The 12728-nt window shown below is 61.2% G+C and carries 12 protein-coding genes; 6 read left to right on the top strand and 6 right to left on the bottom strand.

What is annotated here, in order from left to right; translation table 11 throughout:
* Positions 1-319: 319 nt before the first annotated feature.
* Positions 320-1057 carry a thioesterase II family protein gene (locus ACEN8R_RS05110; protein WP_086945110.1) on the bottom strand — a complete coding sequence of 246 codons (738 nt, stop codon included), beginning with the start codon at positions 1055-1057 and terminating at the stop codon, positions 320-322.
* A gap of 158 nt (positions 1058-1215) precedes the next feature.
* On the opposite strand from ACEN8R_RS05110, the gene ACEN8R_RS05105 reads away from it, so the two are divergent.
* Complete coding sequence (locus ACEN8R_RS05105; RefSeq protein ID WP_495624597.1) at positions 1216-2349, top strand: cupin-like domain-containing protein; 1134 nt, start codon at positions 1216-1218, stop codon at positions 2347-2349.
* A 20-nt stretch (positions 2350-2369) separates the two neighbouring features.
* On the opposite strand, the gene ACEN8R_RS05100 is transcribed toward ACEN8R_RS05105, so the two are convergent.
* Positions 2370-3542: an MFS transporter gene (locus ACEN8R_RS05100; RefSeq protein WP_495624596.1), complete on the bottom strand. Its 1173-nt coding sequence runs from the start codon at positions 3540-3542 to the stop codon at positions 2370-2372.
* A 161-nt stretch (positions 3543-3703) separates the two neighbouring features.
* On the opposite strand from ACEN8R_RS05100, the gene ACEN8R_RS05095 reads away from it, so the two are divergent.
* The 3 genes from ACEN8R_RS05095 (at position 3704) to ACEN8R_RS05085 (ending at position 7373) form a co-directional block, all read left to right on the top strand.
* Positions 3704-5527, top strand: coding sequence for a glycoside hydrolase family 15 protein (locus tag ACEN8R_RS05095; RefSeq protein ID WP_495624595.1), 1824 nt, complete (start codon positions 3704-3706; stop codon positions 5525-5527).
* Between the two features lie 506 nt (positions 5528-6033).
* On the top strand, positions 6034-6423 hold the full coding sequence (locus tag ACEN8R_RS05090; protein WP_495624594.1) for a hypothetical protein: 390 nt from the start codon (positions 6034-6036) through the stop codon (positions 6421-6423).
* Between the two features lie 59 nt (positions 6424-6482).
* Positions 6483-7373, top strand: coding sequence for an alpha/beta fold hydrolase (locus tag ACEN8R_RS05085; protein WP_495624593.1), 891 nt, complete (start codon positions 6483-6485; stop codon positions 7371-7373).
* Here the strand turns inward: ACEN8R_RS05085 and ACEN8R_RS05080 are convergent.
* A complete protein-coding gene (locus tag ACEN8R_RS05080) occupies positions 7342-8334 on the bottom strand; it encodes a GlxA family transcriptional regulator (RefSeq protein WP_495624592.1) in 993 nt (330 codons plus the stop codon). The genes ACEN8R_RS05085 and ACEN8R_RS05080 overlap by 32 nt on opposite strands.
* 90 nt (positions 8335-8424) lie before the next feature.
* Between ACEN8R_RS05080 and inhA the strand changes: the two genes are divergently transcribed.
* Positions 8425-9111, top strand: coding sequence for an isonitrile hydratase (gene inhA / locus ACEN8R_RS05075; protein ID WP_064619088.1), 687 nt, complete (start codon positions 8425-8427; stop codon positions 9109-9111).
* A gap of 36 nt (positions 9112-9147) precedes the next feature.
* On the opposite strand, the gene ACEN8R_RS05070 is transcribed toward inhA, so the two are convergent.
* Both ACEN8R_RS05070 and ACEN8R_RS05065 read right to left on the bottom strand, forming a co-directional pair.
* The gene (locus ACEN8R_RS05070; protein WP_018925331.1) at positions 9148-9477 is read right to left on the bottom strand and encodes an antibiotic biosynthesis monooxygenase; all 330 of its coding nucleotides are present in this window, start codon (positions 9475-9477) and stop codon (positions 9148-9150) included.
* A gap of 26 nt (positions 9478-9503) precedes the next feature.
* Complete coding sequence (locus tag ACEN8R_RS05065) at positions 9504-10133, bottom strand: LysE family translocator (RefSeq protein WP_018925330.1); 630 nt, start codon at positions 10131-10133, stop codon at positions 9504-9506.
* A gap of 89 nt (positions 10134-10222) precedes the next feature.
* Between ACEN8R_RS05065 and ACEN8R_RS05060 the strand changes: the two genes are divergently transcribed.
* Positions 10223-11548, top strand: a complete 1326-nt coding sequence (locus ACEN8R_RS05060; protein WP_495624591.1) for an aminotransferase-like domain-containing protein — start codon at positions 10223-10225, stop codon at positions 11546-11548.
* A gap of 573 nt (positions 11549-12121) precedes the next feature.
* On the opposite strand, the gene ACEN8R_RS05055 is transcribed toward ACEN8R_RS05060, so the two are convergent.
* Entirely contained in the window at positions 12122-12610 is a 489-nt protein-coding gene (locus tag ACEN8R_RS05055; RefSeq protein WP_018925328.1) for an SRPBCC family protein, read from the bottom strand.
* Between the last annotated feature and the right edge of the window lie 118 nt (positions 12611-12728).

Raw genomic sequence — 12728 nt, 5'->3', positions numbered from 1 at the left:
TTCTTAGCATCCGGATCAGTAGGCAGGAAGCACAAAGGCACGTCGTCCCTATGAAACGAATGCAGACCGGAAAAATTAGCGTTTGAGAACAAGTATCAGGAAGGGAGGTCGAAGCGACTGGAATCGGCAGGGCGGCGAAGGAATGACGGCCGAACACAGACCTGTGGCGAGGGAGCTTGCTCCCGCTCGGCTGCGCAGCAGTCGTAAACCGGCGAATGCGGTATTCCTGACACAGCGAGGTCGCAGGTTTTAGGGTCGCTTCGCAACCCAGCGGGAGCAAGCTCCCTCGCCACAGAGATCACCAAACTGAAGCATCGTGTTAACCGACAGCCGCCAAGGCATGCCGCCGATGGTGAACCTCCAGCTGATCCTTGATCACCCGCAGCACCTTGGCTTCGTGCTCATGAATGAAGAAGTGCCCACCGGCCAACATGTCCACCGAAAAGCTGCCGAGGGTTTCCCTGCTCCAGCCGATCAACTGTTCGGTGGTGGCCTTGTCGGCCTTACCACCCAGCACATGCACCGGGCACTTGAGCAATGGCCGCTGCACCGGCTGAAAACGCCCACACAATAGAAAATCCGCACGCAGAATCGGCAGTGTCAGGCTCATCAGCTCTTCATTGGCCAGCACCGCTTCGCTGGTGCCATTGAGCGTGCGTAGCTGCTCGATCAACTGCGCATCGGTTTTGGGCTCGGCAAAGCCCCGATCGTAGTCGGCGCGCATCGTTGGCGCCGCCGTCCCCGAGGCAAACAGCGCCACCGGTTCCGGACAACCCAGCGCACGAAAGGCGTGGGCCAGCTCACACGCGAGCAAGGCGCCCAAGCTATGGCCAAACAGCGCATAGGGCGCCTTGAGCGTCGAACGCAACTCCCTGGCCAATTGCATCGCCAGCGCGCGCATGTCGGTGTGCAGCGGTTCGCCAAACCGTGCGCCCCGCCCCGGCAGCTCCACCGGTTGCAACTGCAGCCACTGCGGCAACTTGCGTCGCCAACGGCTGTAGACCATGGCACTGGCGCCAGAATACGGCAGGCACAGCAGGGTCAGCTTGGTCACCACGTTTACCTCAAAAAGTCGTCTGTATGGGAAGACGACCCGCGAGGAGCGCAAATTAGTCAGCGTCGGTTAAATCTCCGCTGCAGGTGCTCGTTTCTCTTCAAACCAGAATCAGTTCAAACCAAAACCAGCTCAGACCAAAACCAACAAGAGGCGTCGCCGTGGACCTGCAGACCATCCTGGGCAAACTGTTCGCCAATGCCGGTGCCGTCGGCATCGAAGGGGTTTTTCAATTCGTGTTCGGCCCGCATCAGGCGTACTGGTCCGAGGTCAAGACCAGCAGCCGCACCGAAGCCGGCCGTCATCCCAGCCCCGACGTGACCATCGAAGTCGCGGAACAGGACTTTCTCGGGATCATGGGCGGCATGGCCAATGTCGAGGAACTGTTCGCCAGCGGCCGCTTGAAAATCGGCGGCAACATGGGCCTGGCGACGATGCTGCCGCAGATCATCGATCACGCCCGCCATGGTGGCGGCGTGGTGGAAAAGGTCGACATGAACAAGCGCTACCCGACCCCGCCGCGTTTCAGCGAAAAGGTCTCCGCCAGCCTGTCGCCCCAACGCTCGGTGGAGCGTCGGCCACGTCGCGAACTGTCAGTGCTGGAGTTCGAAACGCGCTACCTGCCCCACGGGATTCCGCTGGTGATCAGCGATGCCCTGCAAGACTGGCCCCTGTTCAAGCTCAGCCGCGAAGAATCGCTGGTGCATTTCGCCGAACTGCAAGGCATCACCCGCCACGGCGATTACGTGAAGAAAACCTTCTCCACGGAGCGGGATTTCCGCTCCACCTCCATGGCCGAGTTCATCGCTTCGCTGGACACCCCGGCAGTGAAAAGCGCCGATGGCGAACCTCCGGCGTACATGGGCAACAACATCCTGCCGGCGCAGTTGATGGAGCAGATCAAGTACCCGCCCTACTTCGATCAAGCGCTGCTCATCCCGCCCCGCATCTGGATCGGCCCCAAGGGCACGCTGACACCGCTGCACCGCGACGACACCGACAACCTGTTCGCTCAGGTCTGGGGCCAGAAAACCTTCACCCTCGCCGCGCCCCATCACCGTGAAGCCCTCGGCACCTGGTCGACAGCCCCGCAGGGCGGGCTCGACGGTTGTGATTTCAACCCGGATGCGCCGGATTACCAGCGTTTCCCCGGCGCGCAAGACGTGACGTTTCTGCGAGTAACCCTGGAGGCCGGCGACCTGCTGTTTCTGCCCGAAGGCTGGTTCCATCAGGTGGAATCGGTCTCGACATCGTTGTCGGTGAATTTCTGGGTGAATTCGGGAAGAGGCTGGTAATCCCTTACGGGAGCAGCGGGCTATTTCAAATGACGGAAACTCTGCACCGCCGCCCCCAACACCACGGCACCCGCGGCAATCGACACCCAGAACCCGCTGCGCGCCCCGAACGCATCCACCAGCCAGCCGGAACTGGCCGCGCCGATCGCCACGCCGATGCTCAAACCGGTGACCAGCCAGGTCAGGCCTTCGGTGAGTTTGGCCGGCGGCACGATGCGCTCCACCAGCGCCATCGCCACAATCAGGGTCGGAGCGAAGAACAGCCCGGCAACGAACACCGCCAGCGACAAGCCGACAATATTCGCCGCCAGCAGCAACGGCAACGTGGTCACCGCCGTCGCTACCCCGCCATAGAGAAACAGTAACGGCAGCGGCAGTTTCGAGCGCAGCGCGCCGAACGCCAACCCGGCCAGGCATGAACCGATGGCATACACCGACAGCACAATGCTCGCGGCCGCCGGTTGCCCCTGCTGCGCGGCGAAGGCAACGCTGACCACATCCACCACACCGACAATAGTGCCCATGGCAACCATCAACAGCATCAACAACTGGATCTCGCTCGAGCGGATGATCGAACCCTGATGGTGTTCTTCATGGGGATGCACTGGCGGCTCGGTGCCGCGCTGCAACACAAGCGCCGTGACCCCGATCGCCAGCATCAGCAACGCCGCCAACGGCCCCGCCTCGGGGAACGCCACCACGCACAACCCCACCGACAGCGGCGGCCCGACGATAAAACACACCTCATCCAGCACCGACTCCAGCGCATAGGCGGTTTGCAACTCAGGGCGACCGCGATACAACTCGGTCCAGCGTGCCCGCACCATCGCCGACATGCTCGGCATGCAACCGGCCAGCGCGGCAAACGCAAACAACGTCCAGTGCGGCGCCTGCAAGCGGGTGCAGAGCAACAGCATCAACAGCGCCCCGCCACCGACCAGTGCCGATACCGGCAAGATCCGGCCTTGCCCAAAACGGTCCACCAGCCGCGAAACCTGCGGCGCACAAAACGCCGTGGCCAGGGCAAAAGTCGCCGCGATGGAGCCCGCCAGGCCATAACCGCCCTGGAGCTGCGAGAGCATGGTGATCAGCCCGATGCCGGTCATGGAAATCGGCATGCGCGCGATCATCCCGGCCAGCACAAAGGCACGGGCGCCTGGGGCGTGGAACAGCTCGCGGTAGGGGTTTGCCATGGGATCGGGCCTCAACAAGGGCCTGCAACTTGCCACAGCGTCGGTCTGCGGGAAAGCGCCGAATTGTTGGTTGAGTGTGAACGCGGTTCGGCGCCAAATGAACTCTCCGTGGCTTAAACCAGTCAGCTGGTTAAGCCCTCGATTCCCGGAGTTCTGCGGCAATGGCTGATCCTTCCGAACGACAAAGCGCGATCGACGCCCACGGCATCATTGGCGACATGCGCAGCGCGGCGCTGGTCAACGACAAGGGCAGCGTGGACTTTTTCTGCTGGCCGGAATTCGACAGCCCGTCGATCTTCTGCTCGCTGCTGGACAGCCCCGAAGCCGGCATCTTCCAATTGGCTCCGGACCTGCCCGACGCCCGCCGCGAGCAGATTTACCTGCCCGACACCAACGTCTTGCAAACCCGCTGGCTCAGCGATCATGCGGTGGTCGAAGTCACCGACCTGCTGCCCATCGGCGACAGCGAGGATGATTTGCCGATGTTGATGCGCCGGGTGCGCGTGGTCAGCGGTCAAGCGACGATTCAGATGTTGTGCAACCTGCGTCATGACTATGCGCGGGCTCACACCAAGGCGCGGGCGCGCGGCCGCAGTGTGTATTTCGAGGCCACCGGTCAGCCGCCCATGCAGCTGTGTGCGGATCAGCCCTTGCGCGTCGAGGGCAACGCAGCGATTGCCGAATTCACCCTCGAACAGGGCCAGAGCGCCGAGTTTTTGCTCGGCGGCGTTGACGATCCGCGCTTCAAGGAAGGCGCCGCCGATCTGTGCCTGGAGCGCACCCTGAAGTTTTGGCGCAACTGGATCGGCCAGTCCAATTACCGCGGGCGCTGGCGGGAAATGGTCAATCGCTCGGCCCTGGCGCTGAAGCTGCTGACCTCGCGCAAACACGGCGCCATCCTCGCCGCCGCCACCTTCGGCCTGCCGGAAACACCCGGCGGCACACGCAACTGGGACTACCGCTACACCTGGATCCGCGACGCCTCGTTCACCGTCTACGCCTTCATGCGCCTGGGCTTCGTCGAGGAAGCCAACGCCTACATGCGCTGGCTGCGCGGCAGGGTCAGTGATTGCCGTGGTAAACCGATGAAACTCAATATTCTCTACGCCATCGATGGCCGCCAGGAGTTGCCGGAAGTCGAACTTGCGCACCTGTCCGGCCATGGCGGTGCGACGCCGGTGCGCATCGGCAATCAGGCCTACGAACAAATCCAGCTCGACATCTTCGGCGAGCTGATGGACGCGGTGTACCTGGTCAACAAGTACGGTGAGGCGATCTCCCACGAAGGCTGGAAACACACCGTGGAAGTGGTCAATCAGGTCTGCGAAACCTGGCAGCAAAAGGACGTTGGCATCTGGGAAATGCGCGGCGAGCAGCATCATTTCCTGCACTCGCGACTGATGTGCTGGGTGGCGCTGGATCGGGCCATCCGGCTGGCCTCCAAACGCTCGCTGCCCGCCCCGTTCGCCCGTTGGGACCAGACCCGTCAAGCGATCTACGCCGACATCTGGAGCAACTTCTGGAACGAAGAACGCGGGCATTTCGTCCAGCACATCGGCGGCACCGGCCTCGACGGCTCGATGCTGCTGATGCCGCTGGTGCGCTTCGTCAGTGCCAAGGATCCACGCTGGATCGCGACCCTCGAAGCCATCGAGAAACACCTGGTGCGCGCGGGCATGGTCTACCGCTACCGCAACGACGACAGCCAGATCGACGGCCTGCCCGGCACCGAAGGCGCCTTCGCTGCCTGTTCGTTCTGGTACGTCGAATGCCTGGCCCGCGCCGGCCAGGTAGAAAAGGCGCAGCTGGAGTTCGAGCAATTGCTGCGGTACGCCAACCCGTTGGGGTTGTACGCCGAAGAGCTAGACAGCCACGCGCGGCACTTGGGCAACACACCACAAGCACTGACGCACCTGGCGCTGATCAGCGCGGCGAGCTTTCTGGATCGGAAGTTGAGTGGGGAGAAGAACTTCTGGCAGCCTTGAGACTGAGGTGACTGCTTCGCGGGCAAGCCTCGCTCCTACAGATGTATACCGTTCAACTGTGGGTGGCGCTGGCTTCGGTACCGCCGTTGTGACTACCGCCAAAACTCGTCAGAAATATCTACTTTTACGACACTTTTTGTAGGATCAAGACCTACCCGCGATGAACTTAAACACACTCTGCCTGACAGGACTGACCTCCCGTGGCGAGGGAGCTTGCCCCCGTTGGGGCGCGCAGCGGCCCTGAAATCTGCAACCACATTCCTCCAGAAGCACCGTATTTACTGGCTTAGCGACTGCTGCGCAGCCGAACGGGGGCAAGCCCCCTCGCCACAGGATTGCGTAGGCCAATCGCCTACATTCACTAAACAAACCAGCCCAATCAACACTTGGTAACTGATTCCTACATCCGGAAATACCTTGTTGCCAGCACCTACATCCATCCCTACCATCCACGCTCAACGGGCACAGCGGAGCTGTCCAACAAAACCCGAATTCAAGGAACCAGAATGACCCAGCGCATCCATCGCAGCATCAACGTCCCACTCCGATCAGGCCTGAATCGGACTGAACTGTGGGAAGGCCCCGACAAAGGCTTGATCAAATGCTGGGAAATCGGCCGTCAGCGCGCCGCCCGCTTCCCCGACCTCGCCCACCAATGCCTCACCGGCGAACTCCCGGTGCTGGGTTGGAAAGGTGGCGTCAGCCGCAGCCTGAAGAAACTCGAAAAATACGGATCCCTCAAATACCTCGCCCAATGGCAAGGGTTACGCGGGGAAGATCTGGATATTGATCTGAGCGCAGAACGGGCGTTGACCTGTTCCAGGACCAGAATGGTCGTGACATTTACGCCGGATCGGTCGAAGTATTTCAACCAGGTAGCGGACGTGGAAGCCTGAGAAGCAAGGCCTCAGGTCGATCTGAATCAGCCGTTGATAGACAGCCCATGGAGCATCGAATGCAGATCCAACATGTCCTGACGCCAAACCTCGATATTGCCTGCGAAACACACGGCCCCAGCACCGGTGACCCAGTCATCCTTCTGCACGGTTTCCCCTACTCCCCCCGCGCCTACGACGACATCGCCCCAACCCTCGCCGCAAAGGGCTACCGCGTGATCGTTCCCTACCTGCGCGGCTACGGCCCGACCCGTTTCAACTCCCCCGCCACCCTGCGCTCTGGCCAGCAGGCCGCCCTCGCCCAGGATTTGCTGGACCTGATGGACTCCCTCGCCATCAAACAAGCCGCGCTGTGCGGTTATGACTGGGGCGGTCGGGCGGCGTGCATTGTCGCGGCGCTAAGGCCGGAGCGGGTGCGCTGCCTGGTGACCGGGGACGGTTACAACCTGCAGAACATCCCCCGCTCCACCCAGCCTCTGGATCCGCTGACTGAACATCGTCTCTGGTATCAGTATTACTTCCACACCCCGCGCGGCGTGGAAGGCTTGACCCAAAACCGCCGGGCCCTGTGCGAACTGCTCTGGCGCCTGTGGTCACCGACCTGGGCGCAAAATGCCGAACGATATCCCTTGAGCGCGCCAGCCTTCGATAATCCGGATTTCGTCGACGTAGTAATTCACTCGTACCGGCACCGGTTCATGTATACGCCTGGCGACCCAGCGCTAGAGTGGATGGAACAAGCGCTGACCCGACAACCGGCAATCAGCGTGCCGACAATTTCCCTGTGCGGTGCCGATGACGGTGTGGGGCCCGCGCCTGAAGTCGATGAAGACGCCGAGCATTTTACCGGCCGCTACGAACGCCGAGTGTTGGCGGGCGTCGGGCATAACATTCCCGAGGAAGCACCCGAAGCGACGCTCAGGGCAATACTGGATCTGCTGAAGGGCTGACGGAAAACCGCTCGCGATAGGCTTGCGGTGTCACGCCCAAGGCCCGCAGAAAACTGCGGCGCAGGGTTTCTTCGCTGCCAAACCCGCATTGCACCGCGACCCGTTTGATCGGTACGCCGGTGTCGCTGAGCAGTCGTCGCGCGGTCTCGACCCGAATCAGTTCTATGGCCCGCGCCGGGGTCTGGCCGGTGTCGGCGCGGTAGTGACGGACGAAGCTGCGCTCGCTCATCCCGGCCTGCAAGGCCAAGGTCGGGATGCCGAGGTCCTTGGTGAGGTTTTCGCTGATCCAGGCGTGAAGCTCGTCGAATCGGTTGCCTTCTTTCTGCAAAGACAGGGTCACGCTGAACTGCGACTGGCCCCCCGGACGCTTGAGAAACACCACCAGTTGCCGGGCGACTTCGAGGGCCATGGTTCGGCCGAGGTCTTGTTCGACCATGGCCAGCGCCAGGTCAATGCCCGCGGTAACCCCGGCCGAGGTCCAGACCGGACCGTCGTTGATGAAGATCGGGTTGGGTTCGACCTGCAGTTTGGGATGCTGCTGCGCCAATTGCTCGCAACGGGTCCAGTGCGTCACCACCCGTCGACCATCAAGCCAGCCGCTGGCCGCCAGCAAAAACGCCCCGGTACACACCGACGATACCCGCCGGCAATCTCGCGCATGCTCACGCACCCACGCCACCAGCGACGCGTCCTGCGCTGCCGCGTAAACGCCCCAGCCACCGGCAATGATCAAGGTGTCGCTGCCCCGATTCGGCAGCGGTTCTGCCAACAGTGCCAACCCCGCCGACGACATCACCGCCCCGCCACCGCTGGCAATCACTGACGGCGCATAGGGCGGCGGCAGACCTTGCTGGCGGGCAATGTCATTGGCCGAGGCAAACACCTGCAACGGCCCGGTGACATCGAGCACTTGCACGTTGGCGAAGGCCAGCACATGAATGGTTTTCGGGTGGTTTGGCATGATTGGCGTAATTCGTGGGGTTATTGGCGTATTCGCCAAATCCTACGAGCCTACAGTGAAGCCGTCCACCCCAATCAGGAGAAAAACGCCATGACGTTGCAGATCGGTTTACTGTTGTTTCCACAGGTTCAACAATTGGACCTGACCGGCCCTTATGACGTGCTGGCCTCGCTGCCGGACGTGAAGGTGCACCTGATCTGGAAGGACCTGGTGCCCGTCACCGCAAGTACCGGGCTGGTGTTGAAACCGACCATCACCTTCGACGATTGCCCGCCGCTGGATGTGATCTGCATTCCCGGAGGTGGCGGCGTCGGCCCATTGATGGAGGATGAACAAACCCTGGCCTTCATCAAGACTCAGGCCGCCACGGCGCGGTATGTCACCTCGGTCTGCACCGGTGCCCTGGTGCTTGGCGCGGCAGGGCTGCTCAAGGGCAAGCGCGCCACCACGCACTGGGCGTATCACGAGTTGCTCGGGCTGTTGGGGGCGATCCCGGTGAAGGATCGGGTGGTGCGCGACGGCAATCTGCTGACCGGTGGCGGGATCACCGCGGGAATCGATTTTGCCCTGACCCTGGCCGCTGAATTGTTCGATAAGGACACCGCGCAACTGGTGCAATTGCAGCTGGAATACGCCCCGGCACCGCCGTTTGCTTCGGGCAGCCCCGAGACAGCACCAGCCGGCGTGCTGGAGGAAGCCCGTAAACGTGCTGCCGGGTCGTTGAAATTACGTACGGAAATCACCGAACGTGCAGCGGCGAAACTCGACCTCCAGTGAAAGAGATGGCCGCGGGGGGCTATACCCCGCAGCCAGTCACTCACGCCGGCCATTCGGCACAAACAGCTCGAACGAGTCATCGCCATAAGCCCGCTCCACTTTAGCGATCACCACTTGATAACCCGCATACCACTTGCGGTACTGGCGCTTGGCCTCCAGGTGCCTGGGGTGGCTGGCGAATTCCCGGATAGAGGTTTCGTCCTGCCAGTAGTAACTGGCGTTGACCAGTTCGCCATCGGCCGAGCACCAGGACTGGGTACCGACGAACCCTTCGATGCTGATCGCGACTTCGTCGATCAACGTGCTCAACAGGTTGAACTCCTCGTCTCGTTGCCCGGGTTTGTAGATAAACGATGCGATGTACATGCAGAGGTTCCTTTTCAGTGAATGAGTCAGGCCGGACGTGTCATCAGGGCCAGCCGGACGGCGAGCAACAGCAATACCGCGGCCAGCCCCAATGACTGCCATGTGGCGAATGTCGACGTGCTGGAAATACGCCGGCTGACCGTGCTGCCGAAAACCCCGAGCAGGGTGTGAAACACGCCACTGACCAGGGTCAGCACCATGCCCAGCAGCACCAGCTGTACGGCAATCGAGCCTCGTTGCGCGTTAACGAATTGCGGCAGGAACACCATGAAAAACAGCAAGGCCTTGGGGTTCAGCAGGCTGTTGAGCATCGCCCGGATCAGCAGGGTCTTGAGCGGCACCTGCGCAACATCCGACGTGCCGCTGGCCGATGGCTTTTGCAACGCTTTGAACGCCAGCCACAGCAGGTACAGAACGCCGGCATAACGGATCAGGTCGAAGGCCGGTGGCCAACTGGCAACCAGTGCCGTAACCCCCATCGCGGTCAGCGCGGTCAGGATCAGATCGGCCAGGCCAATGCCCAATCCCGACGCCACACCGCCGCGCCAGCCATAACTGGCACCATGGCTGATTACGAAGGCCATGTTCGGCCCGGGTGACAGCAGCAACAGCATCACCGCGCCGACGAAAATCGATAAGGTCGCAGGGTCAATCACAGCGAAGTCTCCGTCCTGGAAAGCCTGTAGATTAGAGCGCCAATCTGATACAAACAAAAAATTGATCCAGATACAAAGAGCGCTCACCCATGACCCGTATTCGCTACAAACGCCTGGTGGATCAGTTCGCCGGGAAGATTCGCAGCGGTGAACTGCCACCCGCCACGCAATTGCCGACCATTCGCGCGTTGATGCAGAGCGAACGGATCGCCCTGGCCACGGCTTTGCGGGTCTATCACGAGTTGGAGGCGATCGGCCTGGTGGTCGGCGAGACCGGCCGTGGCACCTTTGTGCGCGACACGTCCTTGCCTCGCGGACTGGGGTTGGAACAGCAACCACTGGGCATCGGCACGGTGGACCTGACCTTCAATTACCCGTCGGTACCCGGTCAGGACGAGTTATTGCGCGAGGGTTTGCGAGCGATTGCCGCCTCCGGGGATATCGATGCGCTATTGCATTCCGCGCCTCAGGGCGGGCGGCCGCATGAACGGCAGACGGCGGCCCGGCATTTACGCAATCGGGACATTCGGGTGGGGGGCGATCAGGTTCTGATCGTCAACGGCGCCCAGCAAGGTCTTGCCGTGACGCTGATGGCACTGCTCAAGCCGGGAGATATTCTGGCCCTCGACGCCCTCACCTACCCCGGCCTGAAAACCTTGGCCCAGGCCCATCGGCTGGACCTCGAAGCCCTCCCGCAAATCGCCGGGCACACCGACCTCGACGCCCTGGAAGCGCTGTGCAAGCGGCGCCCCGTGCGGGCGCTCTACAGCATGCCGACGATGCACAATCCGTTGGGGACGGTGATGTCCATCGCCGACCGTGAACGCCTGGTGCAATTGGCCGAGCGATACGACTTTCTGATCATCGAAGACGGCGCCTATGCCTTCCTCGCAGAACCGGCCCCCAAACCGCTGTTTACCCTGGCCCCGCAGCGCACGCTGTACATCAGCGGCCTGTCGAAAAGCGTTGCCTCGGGCCTGCGCATCGGTTTCATCGTTGCACCGAAAGCGATGATGCCGGCGCTGGAGCAAGCCATCCGAGTGTCGACATGGAGCACCCCGTCGCTGACCGTCGCGCTGGCCTGCCGCTGGATCGATAGCGGCGAAGTCGACAACCTCGAAGAGCAAAAACGCCTGGACGCCCGGCAGCGACAGGACCTGGCTCGGCAAATCCTGAAAAACTGCGAATTGGTGGCGCATCCCGCTTCCTACTACCTCTGGCTCAGATTGCCCGAAGGCTTGCGGGCCGAAACGGTGGTTGCCGAGCTGAAACGTAAAGGCGTGCAGGTGACCAGCGCCGATCCCTTTGCCACGACGACTCACGTGCCTCCTGCACTGCGGGTGGCCATGGGATCGATCAGCCTCGACGTATTGAAGCGCGCCCTGGAGACTCTGCGTGAAGCCGTGGACATCTGACGGACTTTTCTGACACCCATAAAAAAACCCGCCTAAGCGGGTTTCTCAAGACCATTGCGACATCCTGTCGGTAGCCATCCTGGCGTATGGTCGATCATCCGTGATCCTGAACACGTCCTGTGTTCAGTTGATGGATCCAGATTAAACACATCGATGAAGCTTCAAAAGACGACATAACAGCGGCTGCGTGTAAGCCATTGACCATTCAGCACCTGAAAGCAGCCCCTGTAGCAGCTGCCGAAGGCTGCGTTCGGCAGCTGCTACTAGTACGGGTACAGGTACGGGAGATCGGTCGCAGTTTCCTGCAGACGAAAAAAAACCCGCCGAAGCGGGTTTTCCCAAGACCATATCGACTCCCTGTCGGCAGCAATCCTTGCTTATGGTCGATCATCCGTGACCCTGAGCACTTCCTGTGCTTCAGTTGATGGGGCTAGATTACGCTTCGGATCCAATCAGCAATAGACGATATAGCTACTACCGCGTGTAAGACATTCGCTATAGCCACCCTTCCGAAAACCCTTGGACGTATCAACCATCATGGGCCGAAGCCGCGAATTTCGCGGCTTGCAGCCATCAACTTCCCTGACGCTCGTGGGCCTTGGTGTTTTCTGCCAGAAACTGTTCGATGTTGTTCATCTGCTCATCCCAGCCACGGCTGTCCATGCGGAAAGCCTTGAGCCTGCGCGACTGGGGAACGTGATCGAAACCGGACTCGACGACCGTCAACAGCGTGCCTTCGTCCATGTCCTGGAGTTCGAATTTCACCAGCGTGGTGGGCTCCTGAGAGTAATCGACTTCCGGCTCCACCGCATACGGGTGCCAGCGAAACGAAAACACCCGCTCCGGCTCGACCCGCTCCACCAGTACATTCCACAACAAGTGCTCATAACCAGGATACGTAATCTGCCCCTGGGTCCACTCGCCGGCGACAAAGCGCTTGCCTTCGAGTGCCACGCCGAACCATTGTCCGAACATTTCGGCATTGGCCAGCATGCGCCAGACCCGCGAGCGCGGCGCCTTGAGCAGGATCTTCCTTTCGATGCGATCTGATGCTGGGTTCATAAGTCACCTCCTGTATTGAACAGTAGGCCCGTAAAGACCAGAAGACCAACCTAAAAGTTGTATCAAACGGCTGATGCAATCAACCGTACCTGAAATATTCGGCCTCGATTTTGGCCAT

This window comes from Pseudomonas sp. Pseusp15 (assembly GCF_059492165.1).
Note: the sequence above shows the minus strand (reverse complement) of the source record. Positions and strands in the feature narration are given on the sequence as shown.